Origin of the sequence: Pseudoalteromonas sp. CO325X (genome assembly GCF_004208955.1) — a bacterium.
GTDB classification, from domain to species: domain Bacteria; phylum Pseudomonadota; class Gammaproteobacteria; order Enterobacterales; family Alteromonadaceae; genus Pseudoalteromonas; species Pseudoalteromonas ruthenica.
Map to the genome: position 1 here is coordinate 1 of NZ_SGPG01000025.1, position 23359 is coordinate 23359.

23 protein-coding genes are annotated in these 23359 nt (G+C 48.0%); 13 read left to right on the forward strand and 10 right to left on the reverse strand.

Annotated features, from left to right (window positions below; genetic code table 11):
• Nucleotides 1-533 precede the first annotated feature (533 nt).
• The 9 genes from EXT46_RS13855 to EXT46_RS13895 all read left to right on the forward strand — a co-directional run bounded on the left by EXT46_RS13855 (nucleotide 534) and on the right by EXT46_RS13895 (nucleotide 10881).
• Nucleotides 534-1043, forward strand: coding sequence for a hypothetical protein (locus EXT46_RS13855; RefSeq protein WP_130147957.1), 510 nt, complete (start codon nucleotides 534-536; stop codon nucleotides 1041-1043).
• Nucleotides 1044-1057: 14 nt separating this feature from the next.
• Nucleotides 1058-2323 (forward strand): hypothetical protein, encoded by a 1266-nt coding sequence (locus EXT46_RS13860; RefSeq protein ID WP_240701142.1) that lies wholly within the window; start codon nucleotides 1058-1060, stop codon nucleotides 2321-2323.
• A 23-nt stretch (nucleotides 2324-2346) separates the two neighbouring features.
• On the forward strand, nucleotides 2347-3783 hold the full coding sequence (locus EXT46_RS13865; RefSeq protein ID WP_130147959.1) for a hypothetical protein: 1437 nt from the start codon (nucleotides 2347-2349) through the stop codon (nucleotides 3781-3783).
• Nucleotides 3784-3788: 5 nt separating this feature from the next.
• Entirely contained in the window at nucleotides 3789-5777 is a 1989-nt protein-coding gene (locus tag EXT46_RS13870; protein ID WP_130147961.1) for a PEGA domain-containing protein, read from the forward strand.
• Between the two features lie 131 nt (nucleotides 5778-5908).
• Complete coding sequence (locus EXT46_RS13875) at nucleotides 5909-6679, forward strand: MotA/TolQ/ExbB proton channel family protein (protein WP_130147963.1); 771 nt, start codon at nucleotides 5909-5911, stop codon at nucleotides 6677-6679.
• Between the two features lie 6 nt (nucleotides 6680-6685).
• Nucleotides 6686-7753: a vWA domain-containing protein gene (locus EXT46_RS13880; RefSeq protein ID WP_130147965.1), complete on the forward strand. Its 1068-nt coding sequence runs from the start codon at nucleotides 6686-6688 to the stop codon at nucleotides 7751-7753.
• Nucleotides 7750-8694 carry a VWA domain-containing protein gene (locus tag EXT46_RS13885; RefSeq protein WP_045979531.1) on the forward strand — a complete coding sequence of 315 codons (945 nt, stop codon included), beginning with the start codon at nucleotides 7750-7752 and terminating at the stop codon, nucleotides 8692-8694. The genes EXT46_RS13880 and EXT46_RS13885 overlap by 4 nt, the downstream gene beginning before the upstream one ends.
• Before the next feature lie 64 nt (nucleotides 8695-8758).
• Nucleotides 8759-9451 carry a DNA-3-methyladenine glycosylase I gene (locus tag EXT46_RS13890; RefSeq protein ID WP_045979530.1) on the forward strand — a complete coding sequence of 231 codons (693 nt, stop codon included), beginning with the start codon at nucleotides 8759-8761 and terminating at the stop codon, nucleotides 9449-9451.
• 8 nt (nucleotides 9452-9459) lie between these two features.
• Nucleotides 9460-10881, forward strand: a complete 1422-nt coding sequence (locus EXT46_RS13895) for a protein adenylyltransferase SelO family protein (RefSeq protein WP_130147967.1) — start codon at nucleotides 9460-9462, stop codon at nucleotides 10879-10881.
• Between the two features lie 48 nt (nucleotides 10882-10929).
• Here the strand turns inward: EXT46_RS13895 and EXT46_RS13900 are convergent, their stop codons facing one another.
• Nucleotides 10930-12123 (reverse strand): dipeptidase, encoded by a 1194-nt coding sequence (locus tag EXT46_RS13900; RefSeq protein ID WP_022945922.1) that lies wholly within the window; start codon nucleotides 12121-12123, stop codon nucleotides 10930-10932.
• A gap of 224 nt (nucleotides 12124-12347) precedes the next feature.
• Between EXT46_RS13900 and EXT46_RS13905 the strand changes: the two genes are divergently transcribed.
• The gene (locus EXT46_RS13905; RefSeq protein ID WP_130147969.1) at nucleotides 12348-12740 is read left to right on the forward strand and encodes a hypothetical protein; all 393 of its coding nucleotides are present in this window, start codon (nucleotides 12348-12350) and stop codon (nucleotides 12738-12740) included.
• Nucleotides 12741-13280: 540 nt separating this feature from the next.
• On the opposite strand, the gene EXT46_RS13910 is transcribed toward EXT46_RS13905, so the two are convergent.
• The 5 genes from EXT46_RS13910 to EXT46_RS13925 form a co-directional block, all read right to left on the reverse strand.
• On the reverse strand, nucleotides 13281-13544 hold the full coding sequence (locus tag EXT46_RS13910; RefSeq protein WP_045979527.1) for a YheU family protein: 264 nt from the start codon (nucleotides 13542-13544) through the stop codon (nucleotides 13281-13283).
• The gene (locus tag EXT46_RS13915; protein WP_026111259.1) at nucleotides 13541-14515 is read right to left on the reverse strand and encodes a hydrolase; all 975 of its coding nucleotides are present in this window, start codon (nucleotides 14513-14515) and stop codon (nucleotides 13541-13543) included. The genes EXT46_RS13910 and EXT46_RS13915 overlap by 4 nt, the downstream gene beginning before the upstream one ends.
• 164 nt (nucleotides 14516-14679) lie before the next feature.
• Nucleotides 14680-14826 carry a hypothetical protein gene (locus EXT46_RS18905; RefSeq protein ID WP_165381132.1) on the reverse strand — a complete coding sequence of 49 codons (147 nt, stop codon included), beginning with the start codon at nucleotides 14824-14826 and terminating at the stop codon, nucleotides 14680-14682.
• 85 nt (nucleotides 14827-14911) lie between these two features.
• Nucleotides 14912-15385 carry a TIGR02444 family protein gene (locus EXT46_RS13920; protein WP_165381135.1) on the reverse strand — a complete coding sequence of 158 codons (474 nt, stop codon included), beginning with the start codon at nucleotides 15383-15385 and terminating at the stop codon, nucleotides 14912-14914.
• Nucleotides 15372-17285, reverse strand: coding sequence for an ATP-binding cassette domain-containing protein (locus EXT46_RS13925; RefSeq protein ID WP_045979526.1), 1914 nt, complete (start codon nucleotides 17283-17285; stop codon nucleotides 15372-15374). The genes EXT46_RS13920 and EXT46_RS13925 overlap by 14 nt, the downstream gene beginning before the upstream one ends.
• A gap of 133 nt (nucleotides 17286-17418) precedes the next feature.
• Between EXT46_RS13925 and EXT46_RS13930 the strand changes: the two genes are divergently transcribed.
• Entirely contained in the window at nucleotides 17419-17619 is a 201-nt protein-coding gene (locus EXT46_RS13930) for a YheV family putative zinc ribbon protein (protein ID WP_022945930.1), read from the forward strand.
• Here EXT46_RS13930 and EXT46_RS13935 read toward each other — a convergent pair whose 3' ends face one another.
• Together EXT46_RS13935 and EXT46_RS13940 are read right to left on the reverse strand one after the other, a co-directional pair.
• Nucleotides 17620-17832: a SlyX family protein gene (locus tag EXT46_RS13935; protein ID WP_022945931.1), complete on the reverse strand. Its 213-nt coding sequence runs from the start codon at nucleotides 17830-17832 to the stop codon at nucleotides 17620-17622.
• Nucleotides 17829-18815: a hypothetical protein gene (locus EXT46_RS13940; protein ID WP_130147973.1), complete on the reverse strand. Its 987-nt coding sequence runs from the start codon at nucleotides 18813-18815 to the stop codon at nucleotides 17829-17831. Before EXT46_RS13940 ends, EXT46_RS13935 begins: the two co-directional genes overlap by 4 nt.
• Nucleotides 18816-19023: 208 nt before the next feature.
• On the opposite strand from EXT46_RS13940, the gene fkpA reads away from it, so the two are divergent.
• Nucleotides 19024-19779, forward strand: coding sequence for an FKBP-type peptidyl-prolyl cis-trans isomerase (gene fkpA, locus EXT46_RS13945; protein ID WP_130147975.1), 756 nt, complete (start codon nucleotides 19024-19026; stop codon nucleotides 19777-19779).
• A 92-nt stretch (nucleotides 19780-19871) separates the two neighbouring features.
• On the opposite strand, the gene EXT46_RS13950 is transcribed toward fkpA, so the two are convergent.
• A complete protein-coding gene (locus EXT46_RS13950) occupies nucleotides 19872-20339 on the reverse strand; it encodes an Rsd/AlgQ family anti-sigma factor (protein WP_022945934.1) in 468 nt (155 codons plus the stop codon).
• 465 nt (nucleotides 20340-20804) lie between these two features.
• On the opposite strand from EXT46_RS13950, the gene hemE reads away from it, so the two are divergent.
• Nucleotides 20805-21869: a uroporphyrinogen decarboxylase gene (gene hemE / locus EXT46_RS13955; RefSeq protein WP_130147977.1), complete on the forward strand. Its 1065-nt coding sequence runs from the start codon at nucleotides 20805-20807 to the stop codon at nucleotides 21867-21869.
• Nucleotides 21870-21942: 73 nt separating this feature from the next.
• Here hemE and EXT46_RS13960 read toward each other — a convergent pair whose 3' ends face one another.
• Complete coding sequence (locus tag EXT46_RS13960) at nucleotides 21943-23322, reverse strand: TonB family protein (protein ID WP_130147979.1); 1380 nt, start codon at nucleotides 23320-23322, stop codon at nucleotides 21943-21945.
• Nucleotides 23323-23359: the final 37 nt, after the last annotated feature.

Sequence of the window (23359 nt, forward strand, 5' to 3'; positions counted from 1 at the left end):
GTGAAACGGAACTGCGCCGATGATAGTGTGGGTTCGCCCATGTGAAAGTAGGTCATCACCAGGCTCCTAATTAGAGAAACCCGTTGCAGCAGTGCAGCGGGTTTTTTTATGCGTGCAGAAAAGCGCTCTCCCAAACCGCCCGTAGGCCAGGCTTCAGTCTTGCATCACCCCAGTCAGGGTAAACCCTGATCCACAACACAGCATCATCGGTCACCACACCCGTAGGCCAGGCTTCAGCCTTGCAGCATCTAGTCAGGGTGAACCCTGACCCACAACACAACCAAACCTGTAGGCAAGGCTTTTAGCCTTGCATACCCCAGTCAGGATAAACCCTGACCTACAACACATCTAAACATCCATCACCAAACCTGTAGGCTAGATTTCAATCTTGCAAAAGCTGCGCTCAATGCCACTGTTGAGATCTCCAGCTAACAAAATCCTACAAACTAATGATTGCTTTTATGGCTTAAAAAACGATACATATAGTCTATCTGTTGTCTTTATAAAGCAGTTAAACTCTGCCGAGGAGGCATATGCGTATTTGCTTTGTAGTATTAATATTATTGAGTAGTTTACCGGTGAGTGCTGAGCAACCTCCTTATCGCGCTTATGATTGTACGGCGGTAGAGATTGAAGAGGTCGATCCGGCAACATTAACCAAGGAAGAGCGTATTAGCCTAATGGAAAATGCGTTACTTGATTCAGTTAACCGATACAGTACTTGCATGGATCAAGTGCAACAAAGCATGGCGGCACAGCAGACGGCCGAAGGCACTGGCGATAACAATGCCCAAGCTACACAGCAAGCACTGAACCAAGCTCAAGCGCAGAACGAAATGCTACAACAGCAAGCACAAAATAACACTGAGGTAGATGATAAAGAGCGTAAGGCAGGCCCTGGTCGAGAGCAGCAAGTGGTCGCGCCAAAAGACAACGACTCGATAATTTGCACTATGCTATACGAAGAGATTCAGAAGGAAACTAATGAGACAACACGCAGTGCTTTACTGCAGCAGTATAAAGACTATCGTTGTACTCAGTAAGGATGGGCAGTGACATGAAATATTTAGTTCAAATACATCTAATGAGTGCATTGTTGATATCACTCTTATTGGTTAATGGTTGTAAATCTACTACTACACGGACTGGGCCTATAGCTGTGGGACCCGGCGTTACGCAATCACAAAGCCCGTCCCCCGAGGCGAAGCGCTATACGTATAACAGCGATATTTATTTAGATGTGGCTATTCCGGTTTTTAATCCCGGCTTCCCTATCGACGATGATACCGGCCACGTTGATTATCAAGAGCTTGATGAGTTAGATATATGGCCACAATTACGCCGTGCTGAGGCAAAGCGTTTTGCTGTAGAAACCAAGCAGGCTTTAGCCAAGACCAAAGCATTCGGTTCCGTATCCGTGGTGCCCAATGCTAACACCAGTGCCGATTTATACGTGCTAGGTACAGTTTTACATTCAGACTCAGAATTCATTCGTTTAGAAGTCACCGTGGTCGATAGTAGCGGTGAGCCCATTGGTACTGAAGACTTTGAACACCAAGTATCGGAAAGCTTCTTTCGCGATGCAATGAACCAAGATAAAGACCCTTATGAGCCAGTGTTTGATGAGGTAGCCGATTATGTCTATGAGCTGTTAACGGATATGTCAGAGCAGCAAAAGCAACAACTTAAAAACACCACTCTAGTGCGTTATGCCCACTACTATGCCCCCGATGCTTTCGATGGGTATTTATCGCAACAGTTAGAAAGTAAAAGAGGGACGCAGTTCTACAAGTACGAGTTGAACGCCTTGCCAGCAGAAAACGACCCTATGCTACAGCGCATTGAGGTATTGCGTAATCAAGACATGCTTTTTGTCGACCGTCTACAGGATCAGTTTGCTGTTTTTCAGCAAACAACCAATGGCCCGTATCGTAAATGGCAAAGAGAGACCTTACCGGAAGCCGTACGGGCGCGCGAAGCGCGGTCCGAGCGCAATACTAAAGCGGTTATTGGTGCATTAGGCTTTATTGCCGCCCTCGCCTTGGGTAATAACTCCACTTCCACATCCACAGCGGTAGCAAAAACCGCCGGAGCGTTGGGTAGCGCATGGCTATTGAAAGATGCATATCAGGCCAATGAAAATTTGCGAGTAGCGTCCGCGGTTATTGACGAAATGGGTCAAGGCTTAGACCTCACCCTAAGCCCTCAGGTGATGGAGTTCAATGAGCAAGAAGTGGAGCTGACAGGCACTGCGGCGGAGCAATATGAGCAATGGAAAGCGCACTTGCGCAAAATGTACCAGTTGGAAAGTAGTGCAAACTAATGCAGTAACCTAAGGCCATTGTTGTGCAACCAGAACAAAGCTCTCTTGATGAGCAGTTAAAAAAGCAGACTCAGGTTCGCCAATCGCAAGTGGGTACCTATGTGGCGATAGCCCTAGCTAGCGTATTGTTGGTAGCTACTGGCATTGGGGCTTATTACTTCACCACCTTGGAGGTACAGCAGCAAGCCAGCACGCCGACAGAGGCAGCAGGCAGCACTGTTGAGGCAAATGAACAACACCGTGAGCAAGCTCAGCAGGCGATACTTGCTTATGAGCAGCAATATCAACCACTATTAGCCCGAAGTCAGATTCAATCCTTTGCCCCAGCTAAGCACCAACAAGCAACGCAGGCCTATGAACTGGCCTTGCAAGCCTTTGCCCAAAGCCAATTCCGCGAGGTTGAAACGCACCTTAAGCATTCGATAGCCATGGCTGAAAAGTTACAGAAGCACTGGCTTGACGCAGCCGATAGCTGGTATCAACAAGCTGAGCAGGCATTGACTCAGCAGCGCCCGCAGGAAGCGCAGTTATATGTGCAAAAGTTAACGGCGGTTAATGACCAAGATACGCGCATCAAGGAATTGCAACAGCGCATTGATGGTTTTGCGCAGCAACAGCATTGGTGGCGCGTGTATCAAGGAGCGTTAGCGGAGCGAGATGTACCTAAGCAAGTCACTGCATTGCAACAGCTCGTTCAAGTGCAACCCAACCGAGATGAGTTAAAACAAAAATTAGCGGCGGCTCAAGAATCATTGCAACAAAACCAATTGAGTGCAGCCGTAGAGCTGGCTCAGCAGGCGTTACAACAACAGCAGCTGCAACAGGCTCAGCAAGCGATATCGCGTATTGCACAATTGCAAGGTGATAAGAATACCCTGGCGCTGCTAAAGGCTCAGTTAGCTAAACAGCAAAGGCAATTGAGCACCGAGCAAACGCGCGCTTTGCTCCTACAAGCCAGCGAGCAGCAACAGTGGCAACAGGTTATTCGGTTAGCCGAGCAATATCTACAGCAGGCGCCAGGAGATAGCACTATTACTGCGCTAGCCGCACGAGGACGCGAGGTGTTAGCCGCCAAGCAAAATCTTAATGTGTATTTAACGCGGCCACAGCGCTTAAGTGATAGCAGCGTGCGTGCTCAAGCCGAACAAGCGCTCACCCGCGCTCAACCACTCAAACCTTACTCCTGGGATTTAGCTCGTGGTATTGATACCTTACGTACGCATCTAAAAGAGATGACCACGCCGGTGCAGATCACCTTGTTATCTGATGGCGAGACCCAGGTACGAATTTTTGGTGTTGAGCGCCTTGGTGAGTTTACTGAAAAAACGCTTCCGTTGTTGCCCGGCAGCTATACCATCGAGGGGCGACGCTCTGGCTATGTCACGGTAAAAGAGAAACTCATCGTGAACAGTGACAGCCACAGCGTATCGCTCACCATAGCCTGTACTAAAAGGATTTAAGATCTATGTCTGATTTAGACGCACAACTCAAGCAACGGCAAAAAAGCACTTTGTTGCCAATGCTTATTGGTGCTTTGCTAGCGCTGTTATTAGCACTTACGGTTGTTGTCTATCTATTTGTAGTTAAAGGCCACACCATTAAGGTCTTACCTGAGCCTGCTGCGCAACAGGCGCAGTTTAAGGTCACCTCAGGCATGGGGTGGTTGTCTGATAATGTGCTATATCGCTTAGCAAGTGATGTGAGCGTGCAAGTTTCTTCACCAACTTACTATGACCATGTACAACAAATCACAGCGACGACAGCCAGTGTAGTTGAGGTGGAGCTGAAGCCAAAGCCGGGCACGCTGGCAGCGAAAGTGTCCGTGCCCTTCGCCGAGCATACCTTGTGGGTCGTGGATGGGCGGTTACTGGGTAAAGGCGCGGCCATCAGTGAGCCCCTTGAGCAAGGGCAATACCAGTTAAGCATAGAGAACCCTTATTATCAGCGCTGGCAAAAGCGCATTGAACTAGAGCGTGCGCAAACATTAACCCTTGAGCCTTTACTTAAGCCTATTAAGGGCGCCTTGAACGTTGCTTCCGTCCCCAGTGGGGCGAATGTTTATGTCAATGACCAGCTTCAAGGGCAAACGCCATTCTCCCTCTCCGTTAGTGGGGGTATTTATCAACTCACCGTGCAAAAGCAGGGCTACAGAGACAGTACCGAAGAGCTCGAGGTAACCGAGCAGTTCCCAAGTGTGGAGCGTAACTATCAACTCGAGGCGCAACAAGCAACCCTCGCTTTTACCTTGCAGCCCAGCGGCGGCAGCTTATTTGTTAATGGTCAGTTGGTCAGTGAGACTGAGCTCTCGGTTGATGCCAATACCATGCACAGCGTGCGCTATGTCAAACCAGGGTTTTACAGCTTTAATAGCAAGGTGATTTTACCGCCGCAGGCCCATAAGGCGTATCCTATTACTCTTAAGCCTGAGCAAGGCAAGGTGACTATTACCAGTAATGTCCAAGCTCAGGTGTATATTGATGAGCAGCCTGTGGCTACCACCCCATTGACCACTACGTTGCCAGCGTTGGCCCACGATGTGAAGGTGGCAAAACCAGGCTATCGCGCGGTACACAAAAAGCTTACACCGAGCGCTGAGCACCCAACCACTATGCATGTTGAGCTATTAACCGAGTTTGACGCTCGGCGTAGGGAAGGGCGGCCTTTGTTTGTATCAACCTTAGGTATAGACATGAAGCGTTTCTCTATGGATGCCTTTACCATGGGCTCGCCACAAAATGAAATAGGTCGTAAACGCAATGAGTTCCCGGTAAAAGTCGATTTCTCACGAACAGTGTGGGTGTCGGCGCATGAGATCAGCGAGGCGCAATTCAGTGCCTTCGCTAAAGATGTCGCTCCATCCCCTTTACCCGTGAGCAATATCTCTTGGCTGCGCGCGCTGCAATACTGTAATTGGTTGAGTGAACAAGAGGCGCTGGCACCCTACTATCGCATTGCCAATAACCAATTGCTTGGTATCAACCCACAAGCACGAGGTTACCGGTTATTAACGGAGGCGGAGTGGGAGTGGTTGGCGAAAAAAGCAAAGCGCGCTCGCGCCACTAAATATGTATGGGGCGATAAGGAGCGTATTCCTCGTGATGCAGGTAACTTTGCTGATAGCAGTTTAAAGGGTCAGCAGCCTTTCTACTTTGCCAACTATCAAGATGGCTTTGCTAACAAAGCCCCAGTCGGTAGCTTTCGCGCTGATAAGGCGGGGCTGTATGATTTGGCAGGCAATGTCAGTGAGTGGGTGTTTGATAGCAGCTCTTATGTTACCCCAGATCTGAGTCAGGTGCATATCGACTACATCGGGCCGCGCTCCACTGGGAACCCCATTGCTAAAGGGGGCAATTATTTATCTGGGCGCATGCAATCGCTGCGCGGCGCCGTAAAGATCATCAGCGACGGGCCAAGTGCCACTATTGGCTTTCGCATAGCGCGTTATGAGAGGTAAAAATGAAACGTAAACTTATTGTCGGCTTAGTCAGTGTCATACTGGCATGCACGGTAGGGGGAGTGGCGGTGGCTGCAAAAATTAGCCTCGACTCGCCGGCTACTTTCCCCGTTGATATTTAAGGATGCACTATGAGTAGTGATAATACGCGCATGAATTTACCACTTTGGGTGTCGGTGAGTGTGTTTGTGCTTACCGTCGTTGTTGTGCACCTCTTGTATCAGGGCCTTATTCGTCCCGCCGCTGAGGCCGCTATTGCCGCTCATGGGGCCGGAGCCACAGCGAATGTGTGGGTAATACTCAAAGATGCCGAGCAACAGGCTTGTATCACCTTGGCTATATTCTGCTTGATTCTGATGGCGTATAAATATTATCGCATTGTCAGTAAAGAGGAGCCGGTGTTTACCTTCGATTATTTGCAAACCTTTGCCAAGGATAAACCTTTAGTTGTGGATGAGGCTTTGGCTTATCTGGAGCAAGGCGAAAGTGCGAAAAACAGCTCAGTTGCAACGTGGATCAACTGCTTACGTCGTTATAAAAACACGCAAAACGTGCAGCACGCTGCCGATGCGATTCGTGATAGCGTCGAGTCTCTTGCCGCGCAGTTAGAGGCAGGTAACGCCATGATCCGCTTTTTCATTTGGGCCATTCCCAGTATCGGCTTTGTCGGCACAGTGCGTGGTATCGGCTCGGCGCTGGCCAAGGCCGAAGAAGCCGTCGCTGGGGATATTGCCGGCATGGTCGATAAGCTTGGCGTGGCCTTTAATTCAACCTTAGTGTCACTGCTACTATCCATTGTCTTGATGTATGTGTTGTTCCACTTAAATAACCGCCAAGATGAAATGGTGCTGAAGACCAAAAACAACTGTGAAACCCATCTGTTGACGCATTTGCATAAGTAACTGCTGATGTTCAAACGCCGCGCTGAGCAGGGGGTTAACCTATCTTTTTTAGACGTCATGGCATGTGGCCTTGGCGCGGTATTGCTGATCTTAATTGTCATTAAGTTTCAAGCTTATACAGCAGTGCCCAGCACCGAAATAGAGCGCTTACAGCAGCAGTTGGTGGCTGCAGAGCAGCGTGTTCAGAGAGCACAAGCACAGCTGGACGATATGAGCGCGCAAGTTAAGCAAGCGCAGGCGGATGGGCAGATCAGTAAGGCGCGGGTGGAGGCATTGCAAGTGATTCAACAAGCGGCGCAGCAGGCCTTAGCGCAGCAACAAGCACTCGTCGCTCAGTTACAGCAGTCAATTGCCGCAGCGGGGCCGGCCAAGGCCGATGATTCTGTCGCCTTGAGTGGGAGTGGTGAAGAGCAATACTTGTTGGGCCTTAAGGTCGAGGGCCAGCGCATTGGTATCTTGATTGATACCAGTGCGTCAATGACCGATGAGCAGTTAATTCAGGTGATCCGGCGAAAAATCGGCTCGGTGCAGCAAAAACAGCAAGGACCTAAATGGCTGCGCACTAAGCGCGTAGCAAAATGGCTGTTAGCGCGCCTTCCTAACAATGCTCAAGTCAGCGTCATAAGCTTTAACTCCAGCACCCAAGTACTGGGTCTGCGCGCTATCAACTCGGCCAAAGTTGAGTCCAGCATGCAAGCCATCGTTGCCGATATTGATGCCTTGGTGCCAGAGCATGGCACAGACTTATATACCGCTTTAAAGACGATGCGCAGTACCTTGGAAAACCTTGATGCCCTGTATATCATTACCGATGGCTTACCCACCATGATGGCCGGTGCCCCCGGGTTTCGGGAAACTAAAAACTGCAAACCCCTGAGCGGCAATATGAAAACAATCGATGGTGACTGCCGTGCGCGTATTCATCAGTTTAGTGTTGCCGAGGCGGCCCCAAAGGTGCCCACCCATATTGTGTTGTTACCGCTTGAGGGCGACCCTTTAGCTCCGGCTCTTTATTGGAACTGGGCGAATGCCACCGGTGGCTTAATGATAAGCCCGGCTGGGAGTTGGCCATGAAAAGACGCGAGCCCATAGAGATATTCAGCCTGTCGTTTTTGGATATTATCTCCTGTGCCTTTGGGGCGGTTGTTATGCTTATTTTATTAGCAAAAAATGCCGATCAGGGCGAGTATAACGACGCCGGTCAAGTTGCCAATCTAGTGATTGCCCTCGATGGCGCCGAGCAGCAACTACAGCAATTACAGCAAGCGCTTAAGCAAAGTGAGCAAGCATTGGCGCAGGCGCAAGCACAAGGTGCCAGTAATGCCAGCCAGCAACGCGCACTGGAAGCGCAAGTGGCCCGTGCCAAAAATAACGTGCAGCAACTGAGCGATGCCGCCTCTGGCCTCGAACAAAGCTTAATTGAACGCCAACGAGCAGCCATTAGTGCCGCTCAGGCCCCAGCACGTGATGATGAAGTAGGCGGCATTCCGGTAGATAGTAATTATGTGGTGTTTATTATCGACACCTCAGGGTCAATGAAGACAATTTGGCCGCGTGTGTTAACAACGCTGGATGAGGTACTTAACAACCACCCTCAAGTTACCGGCTTTCAGGTGTTATCCGATAACGGTGATGTGTTAGGTGGCAGTCAACTCGGTTCATGGCGTAGCGATAGTAAAGCGCAACGAGCCGGGGTATTACGGGGATTGCAGCATTGGAGTGGCAGCTCAAACAGTTCACCGGTTGAGGGGATTGCCGCTAGCTTAAAGGCTTATGCCCGTTACCAAGGTGATTTAGCCCTGTATGTGTTTGGTGATGATTATACCGGCACTAGCTATGATGCAGCGTTGGCACAAATTAATCGCCTCAATCGAAACCATGGCAATCAACCCATTGCTCGGATTCATGGTATCGCCTTTAAACGCCATAGCGGGGCCTCACGGGATATGATCAAGTTCTCCACGTTAATGCGCGAAGTAGCGCGACAAAACAACGGCACTTTTATGGGCTTATAGAGCCTTCTCCTGATGCTGCTCGCATGTTTAAATAGCGGCTATAGAGTCTATTGGTAAGTACGTTATGGAAACCTATCGCGCTATATACGAGCGTGCGCTTGAGCGAAAAGGCTCGTCAGCGCAGCTAGAAGCCTTATTGAGTCAACCCCTGAGCACCGCACAACTGCAGCGCCTTAGCGATGATGCCTGGTTAGAAGAATTTACTCGTAAGATATTTCAAAGTGGCTTTTATTGGTCGGTTATTAATGCCAAATGGTCAGGGTTTCGTGAGGTTTTTTGGGACTTCAATATCGATAAGCTGCTGATGATGTCGCCAGAAATGCTCGAGCAAAAGGCCGCCGATGAGCGCATCGTGCGCAATTTTAAAAAGGTACAAACGGTGCCCGAAAATTGCTATATGATCTATGAAACAGCGCAGCAGCACGGCAGTTTTAGCAACTTCGTAGCGCAGTGGCCAAGCACCGACATTATTGGTCTGTGGCAGTATTTGAAAAAACAGGGAGCGCGCCTAGGTGGTAACACTGGGGCTTACGCGCTGCGCAGTATGGGCAAAGACACCTTTGTGTTATCGCGGGATGTGGAAGCCTATTGCCGCGCCCACGAGGTGATCGACGGTGGTTTGCATAGCAAACGCTCACTCACGGCTATTCAAGCTATGTTTAACGACTTGCAACAACAAAGCGGCCGCTCTTTACAAGAGCTCAGCTTACTTATCGCCTACAGTGTTGGCGACAACCGTGTTGGCATCGCCAGCTAAGGACAATTATGAAGCTTCACAATCCATATCAACATATTCCAGCCCTGAGTCATCAGGCCGAAGTTAAGCACTTTGAGCAAGCCCAAGTGTTGTTATGGAACGCCCCACTGGCTGAGCAATTTGGCCTAGACGACGATGAGCAAAAGCGCTTGCTGCTGGGTCAAGGAGTGAAGAAAACCACGGCCTTAGCGTATGCTGGACATCAGTTTGGCAATTATGTGCCGTTATTGGGAGATGGGCGGGCACATTTGCTTGGCGCGTTAGTGGATGAGCAAGGTTTAAGCTGGGATATTCAACTGAAAGGCTCGGGAGCTACGCAATTTTCTCGTGGCGGCGATGGCCTCTGTGCCATAGGACCCGCAATTCGTGAGTTTATTATGAGTGAGGCGCTGGCAGGGTTGGGTGTGCCTACCAGCCGTTGTTTAGGCGTGGCCTTAACCGGCGAGACCCTTATGCGCCAGCAGCCAAGTGCCGGTGCCATCGTCAGCCGTCTTGCTAGTAGCCACATCCGCGTCGGCAGCTTTCAGTTTTTGGCGGCGCAGCAAGAAACGCAAGCCTTGCAACAGCTGGTGGAGCTAACTATTGCTCGTCACTACCCGGAGTTGGCAGGTGAAACGGGGGACGCGCGTTTACTGGCTTTGTTTAATGCGGTGATGGCGAAGCAAATTGAGCTGGTGGTACAGTGGATGCGGGTTGGCTTTATTCATGGCGTTATGAATACCGACAATACCCTGGTGAGTGGTGAAACCATAGACTACGGCCCGTGTGCGATGATCAATCAATTTGATTTTAATCGTGCCTTTAGCTCGATAGATCGCCAAGGCCGCTATGCATATGGTAATCAGCCACAGATGGCCAACTGGAACTTAGCGCGCTTTGCTGAGACCTTAATTGACCTGTTTGCGGCGTCGCGAGAACAGGCGGTGGAAGCGCTGACGAATGCGCTAAACCAATTTGGTGACAAATTTAATTTGGCATTAAAACAGATGTGGATGAGTAAGCTGGGATTACTGGCAACGGACGGTGAGCAAGAGCCATTAATTAATGAGCTGTTGATGAGCATGCAGCAACAGCAATTGGATTTTACCAATACCTTTGCGCAACTCACTGACTATTGCCAAGGTAAACAAACGGGCTTGACTCAACTTGAAGCGGATTTAGGCCCGTGGTTAGAGCAATGGCAGAGCCTGGTGAACCAACACTTGCGCCAAAGTGCGACCCTGATGAGTAAGGCGAACCCCCAGGTGATCCCCCGTAATCATCAAGTCGAAGCGGTGATTGCGGACTTTGAACAGCAAGGCCACAGTGACAAGCTTGCGCCCTTGCTGGCGGCTTTAAAAGACCCTTATCAAGTGCAAGCACAACATCACTATCTACAGCACCCGCCCACTACTAGTGATGAGCAGTATCAAACTTTCTGCGGCACTTAAAACGCTTGCGTTCGGTAAAAAAGCCCGGCATGAACCGGGCTTTATGAGTTAATGGGCTTTGGCGTAGCTTTCGGCTTGGCGCCATACTCGCAGCAGATTCTCGCCTAAAATCTTTTTAATGTCGGCGTCGCTATAGCCACGATCTAATAGCCCTTGTACTAGGTTAGGGTAAGTCGACACGTCTTTTAAACCCACCGGCAATGAATCGCCAACACCGTCGTAATCAGAGCCAATACCGACGTGTTCGATGCCAATAAGCTCCACTACGTGATCAATGTGATCCAGCACTTGCTCTAAACTGGCATAAGGGAAAGGGTTCTTTTTACGGAATGCGGCTTTAAAGTCGGTGGTGTCCTTACCAGACTGCTTGGCTTGCTGCTGCGCTTCATCACGGCGGTCGTACCAAGTGTTGGCTTGGTTAGTCACAAAGCTAGAGCCAAAGTTTATTTGGATCACTCCGCCATTTTTCTTCAGCGCGAGTAGCATGTCATCGTCCATATTGCGCTCAAAGCCGGGCGTGTACTTACGCAGCGATGAGTGCGAGGCAATAACCGGTACGTTGGAAATATCCATGACCTGATAAAATGCATCGTCGGAAATATGCGAAACATCAATAAGCATGCCGACGTTATTCATTTCCTGTACTAACTCTTTGCCAAATGGGCTCAATCCCTTCCATTTGCGGCGAATATCGTAACTTGAGTCAGAAATGTGGTTACTTTGCGAGTGCGCAAGAGTGATATAGCGCACACCACGCTCATAGAAGTGGTGCAGATTTTTTAGCTCGCCCTCAATGGGTGAGCCATTTTCCATCCCCATTGCCAGCGACATAACGCCATTTTTAAACTGCTGCTCAACATCGGCCACTGAATCAGCAATGGCAAATTTGTCTGGGGCACGGTACGCGAGCGCCTCCATCATATCAATAAGTTGGTTTGCTAACTCGTAGCTTTTCCCCTTACCTTCGAACTCTAAATGGGCGGGAATGTAAATAGACATAAACGGCGCGTTAAGGCCGCCTTCGATAGCACGCGGGTAATCAAAGTCACCGCGTTCGGTCGCTTTACTGACATCATCCCATTTATTGTGAATGCGATAGGGTACATCGATATGGGTATCGATAAGAATATTGTCTTTTGCCAGTTGAATTGCTTTTTCTGATGCCTGGTAGTCATCCTGTGCTGCAACACTTGTGCTGCCTAGTGCGATTGCTAGCGCTGCGCCTAGGGTGGAAAGTTTCATATCTGCCGCTCTTTATTGTTATCGTAGTGAGTGAACCATTGTCGCTAGAATTAGCCGGTAACTCAAGTGCAGCGCGGTGGTTGCCAAGCGAACAGCCGTGCATATAATGTAGACAGCAAGGAAGTTCGTTTTAGCAAGGAGTACGCAATGCCACCTGAAAATGCCATCTTATATAACAGTTCAACCGGTACCGCGAAGCAAACTTATCCTGTTGAGAACATATAATGAAAAAGGCGATAATTGCGTTTATCTCGCTTCTTCCCCTGAGTTCTTTGGCGCAAAAAGAGCTAGCATCGGATCATTTCCTCGATATGTTTGAACAACAGTTTCCAGAGATGTTTTGTCAGCCCGAGCAATTTGCCCGTGTTTGTTTCACTTATAATTTCAATCAATGTGTGCAGCATACTCAAAACCACCTTTCCGAGTGCATGGCGTCTATTGCTCCGCAGGTGCCAAATGCAATTACATCGCGTGCACAAGCGACTGAATGGGGTGGCAAAATAGGGCGGTGTACAGGTAGTCGGTTTGGTCGCAGGCAGTTGATGGATGCTAGTATCACTACACAATGTTTAAACGTCGCTAGCGAGGCTTTTATCCAAGAGTTTATGAATAACTGAGCGCTTTTTATTTAGCCGATGCGGATCAGCGAGCCTTTGGAAAGTGCTTAAGCGACATGTATGAGAGGTAAATAGTGTTACACCATATAGAGATGTATATTAGCCTTGCTTGTATAGTGCTATATATCTTCGCTGTGTTGCCGCTCCACTGGCTGATAAAGGGTAAGAGAATGCGAGAAATGGAAGACATTCTTGGTGATGGGCAGCGCATGTACTCGCTGAACTTTATCTTAGCGGGTTTAGGTGGTTTACACTTTGGAGGTTTTTACTGTTTAAGGTGGACCGCTAGGCGGTATGGCGTTGAAGATAAATTAGCTCAAGTATCAACAACCACTCGGCGTTTATTTATAGCTTATTTTATACTCTTCATGTTGGCATCTATCCCTTTTTTATATATTGCGACAATTCACTACATAAGGGATACGTAAACATATACGAGTCTTGTCAGGACTGGCCCATTCCATACTCGAGTTTTGTAAAGCGTTGCTGGATTCGCGGACGTCAGGGCCTTATTGAGTTTGTATGCTCTGGGGCGATGAGTTAAAACTCATCGCGATCGATTTGGTAATCCCCTTCTTCGGCCTGCATTTGCTTAAACTGCTGTGCACTCATAATGTTCACTTCTTCATGAAGCTCAGAGTACACAATCAGTGCTTCGCCGTTTTTCAGTTGTGTCAAAACCTGCTCAATTTTAGTTTGGTTGCCCACTTCGGTTTCACCATAGTCGGTTCCTTCACGCAGGATGAACTGCTCTATAAGGTTGGTAAGTGCTTCTTTACTTAGTTCTTGATAGGGAATAATCATGATTGTCCTAGGTGTTTGGCAAAAAACTCAGGGACGGCTTTCTCGAGCCAAAACTCCACCCCAAATAGGCCTTTATTGCTAATAAAGCCAACATGCCCTCCGCGCTTGGATACGCGTAAGTCGACGGCATGTGACACATCCTCAGGGCGTGGCACGGCTTCGGGTGCCAGCATCGGGTCATCCTCTGCATGGATAATTAGTGTGGGGGTGGCTATGCGTTTTAAATAGGGCTTGGCACTGCTCTTTAGGTAATAGTCCTCAGCATCGGTAAAGCCATGCAGTGGCGCCGTCACTTGATTATCAAAATCCCATAGGTCATTAATATTGCGTAACTGTTGTTCATTGAGTGCCAGCGTGTCTTGCAGCTGGGGAAGTTTACGCGCCATGGACTTTTTCATTCTACCGAGTAGGTAGTGCTGATAAATCTTTCCTAGACTCTTACGAATCACCTGACATGAACTGGATAAGTCATGGGGAGCGCTGACCACTGCCGCAGCGCTGAGACCACTTTTTTCACCTTGCTCACCCAGGTATTTGGCCAGTACATTTCCCCCTAACGAAAAGCCCACGGCCGCTAAGGGGCGTTGGCCAAAGCGCTGCTGCAAAGTGCGAATTAAAAATCCCAGATCCTCGGTTTCACCACTATGATAAGCGCGAGGTTGGCGGTTCACTTCGCCAGAGCAATTACGAAAATGCATTAATACGGCATCAAGTCCTGATTGCTGCAATGCCTTCATCATGCCTTTAGCATAAAAACTATCTATATTGCCTTCCAAGCCATGCAAAATAATCACCAACGGCTTATCGGGTTGTGCGGGCTGTGCCCAAGCAAGATCGAGGAAGTCATCGTCTTCGGTGGTGATCACTTCGCGGTGATAAGCCACTTTAAAGCCGGGACGAAAATAGCGCGGTAAGATAGTTTGTAAGTGACGGCCTGGCATCCACCAAGCAGGAGTAAAATGTGTGCTCACAACATGTTAACCAAGAATATCCAGAGCCTAATAGTATCAAACTTTCACTGCTGGCTATAGACACAAAAATAAAGCCCCCGCTAATACCGAGATTAGAGGAGGCTTTGTGCGTCGTGCTTAATTTGGTTGGTTATCACCTCGCACAGCGAGGAGGTGATTGGTTGTTACTGTCCTTCAGGAACCTCAGCGTCCATTACTTTCTTGATAAAAAAGCCCACATAAAACAAGCAAAGTAGGATCACTACAGTGAGGAAGCCGAACGACAAAAACAATACTGGGTCTGAGAAAAAGTCGCGAAAAAATACTTGCATGGTGGCGTCTCCTGTTCCTTTGATGTGTTAAGTGTAGGGGACGCCAGGGGGATGAGATATGACCTAGATCAATATCGCGTTGGCCTTAAGCAGGGCTTTGGTGTAGAGCTTGATCCAGATCAGCTTTTAATGGCAATAACGCATTAGGTAAATACAATGCGAGGTTAAAAGCCTGGGGATTATGGCGCAGAGTTAAGGTGTTGCAGGCGCTCACAAGTTGATGCTGCTGCAGCTTTTCCATGGCCAGCTCTAAGTCCAGTATCTGTGAGCGAATATTATTGTAGTTCACAACACTGCTTTGGTTGCGTTTGAGGTAACCGCGAATATCACGCAGTGGTTGCAGTGCATGCTCATTAAAATCGCCAATGCTGGCTATCAAGGAGTCTAACTGCTCTGCTTGAAGTGCCACATGTTGATAATCTAGGTAAGCCAAAAATAAACACAGATTGACGTTCAGACCATAATCATTTTGCCAATTAAGCAAGGTTTTTTGTACTTGCTCATTGTCATACACACTTAGGCTGAATTGCCAAAAATCGGCGGCATCAATTGCTTTCATAAAAGGCCTGCTCCTGTTGCTCAAGTTCATCCATATGCTCGAGCAGTTGTTCTTCGGCAGCCTCCTGCTGCTGAGCATAATCGCTCTGCTGAGCCAATAATTGTTTTAGTCTCTCTTTATGCTGCTCCTCGTAAACACTATTGTCGCTGAGCTGACTTTCAATATCGGCCAGCTTGGGCGCGAGTGTATCGAGCTGTTTTTCCAGCTTGTCGATGGCTTTTTTTAGCGGTTGCACATGTTTGCGAAACTCTGCTTCTTTGCGCTTTTGCTCTTTTCTGTTGGCGCTGGAGTTGGCTTTATCGGGCTCAACCTGAGTCTGCTTTTGCTCTTGGTTAGCCTTCGTTAGCCACTGGTAGTAAGCATCTAAGTCATAGCCAAATTGGCGAACTTCGCCACTATCAACCAAGTAAAACTCATCGGCGGTATTTTTCAGTAGGTGGCGATCGTGGGACACGGTGACCATGGCGCCGTCAAAGCTTTGTAGCGCCATCACGAGGGCATGGCGCATCTCTAAGTCAAGGTGGTTAGTGGGCTCGTCCAGCAGCAGTAAGTTGGGCTTTTGATACACTAACATGGCCAATACCAAACGTGCTTTTTCACCGCCTGAAAACGGCGCTACAGGGTCTAAGGCTTTATCGCCGATAAAGGCAAAGCCACCCAAAAAGTCGCGTAGCGATTGCTCGCTGGCCTGCGGGTTTAGGCGCTGTAAATGAGTTACCGGGCTTGCTTGTAAATCAAGCGCTTCAAGCTGGTGCTGGGCAAAGTAACCCACTTTGAGGCCTTGGTGGAAAAATACATCACCCGCTTGCGGGGCCAACTCTTGGGCTAGTAGCTTAATTAATGTCGATTTACCTGCGCCATTGCGCCCGAGTAGGGCAATGCGGCTGCCCGGGACTAGGTTTAGTTTAATACTGTGTAAAATGGTGGTGTCACCATAGCCGGCCTGGGCGCCATCGAGGGCAATCAAGGGGTTGGGCAGGGCATCCGGCTCTGCGAAGCTAAAATCAAACGGCGAGTCGACATGCGCAGGCGCCAGTTTTTCCATGCGCTCCAGGGCTTTCACGCGGCTTTGCGCCTGTTTGGCCTTGCTGGCTTTCGCTTTAAAGCGGGTAATAAACTTTTCCAAGTGAGCAATTTGCTCTTGTTGCTTGTCGAATTGCGCTTGTTGTTGCGCTAAACGCTCGGCTTTTTGTCGCTCAAATTGAGAGTAGTTACCTTTATAAACATTAATTTGCTGCTGATCGATATGCCAAATTTCACCGACTACTGCATCTAAGAACTCCCTGTCGTGAGAAATCAGAACCAAGGTCCCGGCATAGCTGCGTAAAAATCGTTCGAGCCAATATACAGCGTCTAAGTCTAGGTGGTTAGTAGGTTCATCCAGCAACAATAAATCGGCATCACGGATCAACGCTTGCGCCAAATTCAAGCGCATACGCCAACCACCAGAGAAGTCACTGACCGCATAGTCTATTTGGGTATTGGAAAAACCGAGACCATGCAGCAATTCGCCAGCTTTGGCCTCAATACTATAGCCCTTCATCAGCTCAAGCTGTTGGTGCACTTGAGCTTGTGTCTCGCCATCGCCTTGTTGCTCTGCTTGTTTTAGCTGACAGCGCAACGCGTAGTAATCCGGATTACCTTGTAGCACGTATTCCAAGGCAGTAATCGCCAATGCAGGCGTTTCCTGCTTTACCGAGGCTATAGACCACTCTTTTGGCACCTTAGCGTTGCCTGCATCGAGTTGTAGCTCACCTTTGAGTAGGGCAAACAGGCTTGATTTACCGCACCCGTTGCTGCCCACTAGGCCCACTTTATGCTGCGGGAACAAGGTGGCATTGGCATTTTTTAACAAGCATTTAGGGCCGCGTAAAAGCTCGATATCGGTAATCTGAATCATAGTTACTGCACGCTAATTAGTAATGTGCGAATGATAACACGGCCAGCACACTCAAGCGGGAAAGTTTTTGTGATAAACTAGCGGCAGTTGCTGCACCGAGCCACACGCGGCGATGGCCAAAGAGGTAATGATAATGAAACAGAAAAAGCGCTTTATCGCAGGGGCTAGCTGCCCTGAATGTCAGCAAATGGACACCATGATGCTATATAAAGAGCACGATGTAGAAAAAGTGCAGTGCGTGCAATGTGGCCATATTATGACCCAGCCCGAAAACGCCGTGCAGGCGTCCACGCGTCAGTTTGAACAAGTGATTGGCGTCTTCAAGCCGGAATAATTAATAATGCGGCGGTGGTGGCTCAAGTTCTTGCGTGCCACCGGAGTTACTTTGCACTTCTCTTAGCTTCTCACCCAGCAATTCCATTTGTCGGCGCATTTTAGCGAGTTGCTGCTGGTGGGCCTTGATTTCATCATTGAGCACATCAATCGTTTCGTCTTGAAACGCTACCTTGGCTTCAAGGTTCTCTATACGTGTTTCTAATTGGTTCATGGCATGCCCTTTATATTGAAATATTCACTCAAGCCGCTGGAGCTCTCCGTGAGTAATTGATTGTTGTTGGTAAAGGCGACGGCAAACACCACCGCAGACTTTGGCTGACTATTTGCTCTGGCTGCCACTTGGTAGTCCAATACTCGCTTACCCGAGTGAGTCTCCCATAGCGCAAGCTCACGGCTAGGCGAACCTGTAGCCAGCCACTGACCATCATTTGAAAAGCGCACCGCGCTGAAAATCTTTTGTCGCGCAATATACTGCAATTGGCTGTGTTGTGCACCTGTGCGCAAATCCCAAATACTCGCTTGGCGTTTGCTCCCAGCACTAAAAGCGAAGCGCCCTTGAGGGTCGAGTGCAACTTGGGTGACACGACTAGCATGGTTAAAGCGATAGACCACTTGGCCACTTCGCGTATCCCACAGATAAGCTGCGTAGTCATTGGCACCGCTTAGCGCGTAGCGGCCGTTAGGTGATAAGGCGACGGCGTTAATTTTCTCTTGATGACCTAAAAACTCAATGCGCCGCCCGGTTTGTAAATCTACATGCACAGCGACCCCATCAGCACGACCATAAAGCACATAACGGCCTTGATTTGCTATGGCGATGTCACGAATGTGAGACGCTTTGATGCTGTAAAAGCCGAGGTTCTCACCGCTTTGCATATCCCACACTGCAAACTCTGTTTTAGTTGCCGTGACAGCGGTGCTATTGTCGTCGGCAATAGCTAATGCGATAACAAGATTCTGTTCATCTTCTTTAAGGTACCATTGAAATTTTAACGCATTGGCTTGATTGTCCCAGACTGCGACACCATGTTCTATGGTGGAGACCAAGCTGTATTGGCCATCGGCAGAAATGGCGGCATCAAAAGCCCCTGCGCTGGCGTGCCGATACTGTTTTATGGCATCCGAATGTTGTGGCTGGCAAGCAATTAAGAGCGCTAAGCAGATAACAATGGAGAGTGAGCGAATTATTAACATAAATTTACCAGCGTCCCTTAACTCTGCTGTCGCAAGCAGTTAGACTAGAAGTCACAACTCTAGGTTGTTTTCCTAATTATTTCATTAAAGTAATTAGAAAAACAGCCTCATGCTGGAGTTGAAAGCCAGAGCTAGCTTTATGCTAACTCTAATCAAAATTTAGTTTTGTAACCTTAAAATGGCAACACCAAGTTGCTGGAGACTATGTATGAAAAAAACAATTAAGCTATCGCTCGTTGCAGCGTCTGTACTAGCACTAACGGCGTGTAATCAAGAAGCGGCTAAGACAGAGGTAAAAGAAGTAAAACTAGAAACCGAAGCTCAGCAGCAAGCTTATGGTATTGGTGCGTCTGTTGGTAACTTCTTAAATGAAGATTTAGCGAACAAAAAAGAACTGGGCATCGAGCTTGATCAAGAGCTTATGATTCGTGGCTTTAAAGATGCACTTGCAGGTGATGCAAAAATCGAAGAAGAAAAAATCCGTGAAGTATTGACTGCATTAGACGAGTCTGTTCGCGCTAAGCAACAAGAGCAGGCGAAAGCGGCAGCACAAGAAAACCTAGCAGAAGGCGAGAAGTACCTTGCTGAGAATGCTAAAAAAGAAGGCGTTGAAGTCACTGAGTCAGGCCTGCAGTACGAAGTACTTGAGCAAGGTGATGGCGAGAAACCAGCTGAAACAGATACGGTAAAAGTACACTATAAAGGTACTTTACTTGATGGCACTGAGTTCGACAGCTCATACTCACGTAACGAACCGACTACTTTCCCACTTAATCGTGTGATTCCTGGTTGGACCGAAGGTCTGCAACTAATGCCTGTGGGTGCAAAATATAAGTTTACCATCCCATCAGAACTTGCTTACGGTGAGCGTGATCTTGGTAAGATCCCAGCTAACTCTACTCTAGTATTCGAAGTTGAGTTGCTAGAGATTGTTAAGCCTAAAGAAGAAGCTGCAGCTGAATAAGTAGCTAGATAAAAAAGAGAGCTTAGGCTCTCTTTTTTTGTGCCTGTAAAGCACTAAAAATAAAGCCTCCTTTTCGCAGAGGCTTTATTTTTCTATGTATGATTGGTGTAGAGGTTGTGAATTAGTTCATCCTCTAATTCAAAGCGGGTGCTAAGTGCTTCCCCTAATGCTGACAAGTCGTTGTCGAAGTTTTCCATCAGGTCATCACCTTTAACCTCGGCGTAGCTGTCGTTAAAGTCTAAAGCCACATCTGTAGTTGCAGAAATTTGAGGGTAAAGGGACTGAGCCAGCTCTAAGCTCTCTGGTCCACGACTTTCACATTGCTTAACGATGTCATCATAGATTTCAAAGTGTCCGGCAGATAAGTAATCCATTAACAACTGACAAAATTGTTGGATAGTCGCCGGCTCGGGCAATGCTTTATCATGCTTCGCGTTGTGCGAATTGCCCGCCATATTGCAGTACTGCACAAGCAGCTCTTGGCGCTCTGCTAACCATTTATCAATAACTGTGTGGCTGCCGCCCCATTTCTGTTGTGCTTTTTCCAACCGCGATAACATCGTTGCTCTCCTAACCTGCGTTGGTCATACCCCTATAAAAAGGAAATCTGCGTCAAAGGTCAACCTATTTTTGCGAATTAATCGATCTATAAGTGTATGGAATCAGCATAAAACTTGGCTATACAAGGCGTATTGCGGGGGAAGGCGTTAGAAAAGAAAAAGCCACCGCAAGGGTGGCCGAATTTCTTTAGCAGTCTCGTTAATCGAGCTTCTTTTTATTTAATGTGTTTCTAGCTTTTTATTATTGTTCTCTAGCAACGGATATAGTTATACCAAGGTCGTATGTGTGTTGCAAGTTCTTTAACAGAAAAATTTACTTTTTTTTATCAAAAATCACTAAAAGCTGAACAGTGAATCTTTTTAAAAGCGCAAGATTTTGTCTGATTCAATGATCTAATTCATAGTGCCACAGTGCGGTTGTGTTAGAATAATCGCAGTTTATTTTCAGTAAAAAAGAGTCACGCCATGAGCGAATTGAAAAATGATCGTTATCTTCGCGCCCTAGCAAAACAGCCAGTGGACCAAACTCCGGTCTGGATGATGCGTCAAGCTGGACGTTACCTTCCTGAGTATCGCGCTACACGAGCTCAAGCGGGTGACTTTATGAGCTTATGTAAGAACGCGGAACTGGCCTGTGAAGTGACTCTGCAACCACTGCGCCGGTACCCTTTAGATGCCGCCATACTCTTCAGTGATATTCTTACTATTCCTGACGCGATGGGTCTTGGGCTTTACTTCGAAACCGGAGAAGGGCCTAAGTTTGAGCGCCCATTAAGTAGCTATCAGGAAGTTGCCAATCTTGCTATTCCTGACCCTGAAGACGAGCTTGGCTATGTGATGAATGCAGTGCGTACTATTCGCCGTGAATTAAAAGGTGAGGTGCCACTGATAGGCTTTTCGGGCTCGCCTTGGACACTTGCTACTTATATGGTTGAAGGCGGTAGCAGTAAGACGTTCGGCAAAATTAAGAAAATGGCATTTGCTGAGCCTAAAATTTTACACTTGTTATTGGATAAGCTCGCAGACTCGGTTACTAGCTATTTGAATGCGCAAGTAAAGGCCGGTGCGCAATCACTCATGGTATTCGATTCTTGGGGTGGAGTGTTAAGCCCGCGTGATTACGAAGAGTTTTCTTTGCGTTACATGCAAAAGATCGTTGATGGTTTAATCAGGGAGCATGATGGTCGTAAAGTGCCTGTCACCTTATTTACTAAAAATGGCGGCCAATGGATTGAAAAAATCGCGGCTACTGGTTGTGATGCAATCGGTCTGGATTGGACCATTGATATTGCCGATGCTAAGCGCCGAGTGGGAGACCAAGTAGCTCTGCAAGGGAATATGGACCCGTCTATGCTTCATGCTTCGCCTGAGCGCATTCGTTCAGAGGTTGAAACTATTCTTGCAGGCTTTGGCGAGGGCACAGGACATGTCTTTAACCTAGGCCACGGTATTACTCCGGATGTTGACCCTGAGCACGCTGGTGCGTTTATTAATGCCGTAGGTGAGTTAAGCCGTAAATACCACAAGTAACGATTTACTAAGCAATAAAAAGCCCGCTTTCGCGGGCTTTTTTGTATTTGTAGTGAAGGGGTTATATCAGGCGTTAATATATTAAGCTGGTGCCATTGGCCATCATGGATGCGCGGCCTTCCATCAGCTCTAAGTAGTTTTGTGTTGGCCAATTACGACGTTTAGCTTCGTCATAGGCTTGACGCAGGTACTTTTCGCCCTGTTGCATGCGACCCAGCTCGCTATAAGCCACGCCCAGCACTGACAGTAACACTGGGTTGTCAGGCGCATCTGAGCGCGCTAGCTCGGCATATTTTACCGCTTCTTCGTAATTACGAATTGACTCTTTGTCTGCGAAAGCGAGCAACTTTGCGTATGCGATCATGGCCGGTAAGTACTGGTTATGAGTCGCTTTTCTGAGGATATCTGCAGCTCTATCTAAGTCATAATGAATGGTTTCATAATCAAGTAGCTTAGTTGCTAGTTGATACTGTGCCCGCTCATTACCACTGTTACTCGCAAGCTCTAACCATGAAAAGGCTTTATCTTTGTCGGCTTTACACGCGGTGCCGTACTCAAAACAGCGTACCATCCACAATTGCGCGTCATAGTTACCATTGCGGGCAGCACGGTAATACCAATCTAGGTAGTGATCGTTTGACTGTTCAATCAGATCGCTCTCTAACATCATGGCATAGCGAGCCTGGGCATAGTTATTGCCATCTTCGGCCAGTGCTTTTAGCTTTTGTGCATACTCAGCTAACTGGGATTCATACTCGCGACGATGGCTCTTTTTAGAAGCTTCTAATTTAAAGGTATGGGTTAGGTCATAAACGGCTTGCGGTTCACCACTGTAGTCGTTGGGCACCTTATATTGCCATTGGCTAATGGCCTCTAGGGCGGCATCATCAATGACATCTTTAGGGAATGAAGCAATAACACGGTGGTTAACAACCTGGCCTTGTTGATTAACGTCAAAGCCGACGGTAGCCCAAGCACTTTGTACTTCAGATAAGCTACTTCCATACTCCGGCTCAACTTTGCTTTTAACGGTGATATAGCGGGCATCATGTCCAGATTTATCTTTTACTGGAGCCAAGACGCGTTGGTGAACATCAAAACCAAAATCACGAGCGAGCGCTTTGTAGTGATCTTTGCCTTCTTTGCGCGAAGGGACCAAACGACGGATCTTACGGTAGCGATCTTTGGCATCATCGTTGCCAAAGTCCAAAGCAATCATGTACCACGAGAATGCACTGTAAATATCTTCCTCGGTACCAAGCCCAAGTTCATACATACGTGCCAGCTCGTACATTGCCTTAGCGTGGCCTTGTTGTGCTAGCTGTTTAAATTCGTTAAACGCAGCAGTGTAATCTTCATTTTTGAGATCTTTTGTTGCACTGGAGTAGTCAGCGAAAGCGGTGAAGCTAGCAAGACCAAGCGCGGCACAAAGCCCTAATGCACGTATACCCATTCCCTCATTACCTGTCTTTTTTTTCTTATATGTTTAA

What these genes read in the sequence shown, in the direction of transcription:
- EXT46_RS13910 (WP_045979527.1), bottom strand. Translation starts at nt 13,544, where the DNA reads ATGATTATTCCCTATCAAGAACTAAGTAAAGAAGCACTTACCAACCTT.
- EXT46_RS13900 (WP_022945922.1), bottom strand. Translation starts at nt 12,123, where the DNA reads ATGAAACTTTCCACCCTAGGCGCAGCGCTAGCAATCGCACTAGGCAGC.
- EXT46_RS13890 (WP_045979530.1), top strand. Translation starts at nt 8,759, where the DNA reads ATGGAAACCTATCGCGCTATATACGAGCGTGCGCTTGAGCGAAAAGGC.
- EXT46_RS13885 (WP_045979531.1), top strand. Translation starts at nt 7,750, where the DNA reads ATGAAAAGACGCGAGCCCATAGAGATATTCAGCCTGTCGTTTTTGGAT.
- EXT46_RS18905 (WP_165381132.1), bottom strand. Translation starts at nt 14,826, where the DNA reads ATGCAAGTATTTTTTCGCGACTTTTTCTCAGACCCAGTATTGTTTTTG.
- EXT46_RS13870 (WP_130147961.1), top strand. Translation starts at nt 3,789, where the DNA reads ATGTCTGATTTAGACGCACAACTCAAGCAACGGCAAAAAAGCACTTTG.
- EXT46_RS13925 (WP_045979526.1), bottom strand. Translation starts at nt 17,285, where the DNA reads ATGATTCAGATTACCGATATCGAGCTTTTACGCGGCCCTAAATGCTTG.
- hemE (WP_130147977.1), top strand. Translation starts at nt 20,805, where the DNA reads ATGAGCGAATTGAAAAATGATCGTTATCTTCGCGCCCTAGCAAAACAG.
- EXT46_RS13930 (WP_022945930.1), top strand. Translation starts at nt 17,419, where the DNA reads ATGAAACAGAAAAAGCGCTTTATCGCAGGGGCTAGCTGCCCTGAATGT.
- EXT46_RS13860 (WP_240701142.1), top strand. Translation starts at nt 1,058, where the DNA reads ATGAAATATTTAGTTCAAATACATCTAATGAGTGCATTGTTGATATCA.
- EXT46_RS13855 (WP_130147957.1), top strand. Translation starts at nt 534, where the DNA reads ATGCGTATTTGCTTTGTAGTATTAATATTATTGAGTAGTTTACCGGTG.
- EXT46_RS13875 (WP_130147963.1), top strand. Translation starts at nt 5,909, where the DNA reads ATGAGTAGTGATAATACGCGCATGAATTTACCACTTTGGGTGTCGGTG.
- EXT46_RS13960 (WP_130147979.1), bottom strand. Translation starts at nt 23,322, where the DNA reads ATGGGTATACGTGCATTAGGGCTTTGTGCCGCGCTTGGTCTTGCTAGC.
- EXT46_RS13895 (WP_130147967.1), top strand. Translation starts at nt 9,460, where the DNA reads ATGAAGCTTCACAATCCATATCAACATATTCCAGCCCTGAGTCATCAG.
- EXT46_RS13950 (WP_022945934.1), bottom strand. Translation starts at nt 20,339, where the DNA reads ATGTTATCGCGGTTGGAAAAAGCACAACAGAAATGGGGCGGCAGCCAC.
- EXT46_RS13940 (WP_130147973.1), bottom strand. Translation starts at nt 18,815, where the DNA reads ATGTTAATAATTCGCTCACTCTCCATTGTTATCTGCTTAGCGCTCTTA.
- EXT46_RS13880 (WP_130147965.1), top strand. Translation starts at nt 6,686, where the DNA reads ATGTTCAAACGCCGCGCTGAGCAGGGGGTTAACCTATCTTTTTTAGAC.
- EXT46_RS13905 (WP_130147969.1), top strand. Translation starts at nt 12,348, where the DNA reads ATGAAAAAGGCGATAATTGCGTTTATCTCGCTTCTTCCCCTGAGTTCT.
- fkpA (WP_130147975.1), top strand. Translation starts at nt 19,024, where the DNA reads ATGAAAAAAACAATTAAGCTATCGCTCGTTGCAGCGTCTGTACTAGCA.
- EXT46_RS13920 (WP_165381135.1), bottom strand. Translation starts at nt 15,385, where the DNA reads ATGAAAGCAATTGATGCCGCCGATTTTTGGCAATTCAGCCTAAGTGTG.
- EXT46_RS13935 (WP_022945931.1), bottom strand. Translation starts at nt 17,832, where the DNA reads ATGAACCAATTAGAAACACGTATAGAGAACCTTGAAGCCAAGGTAGCG.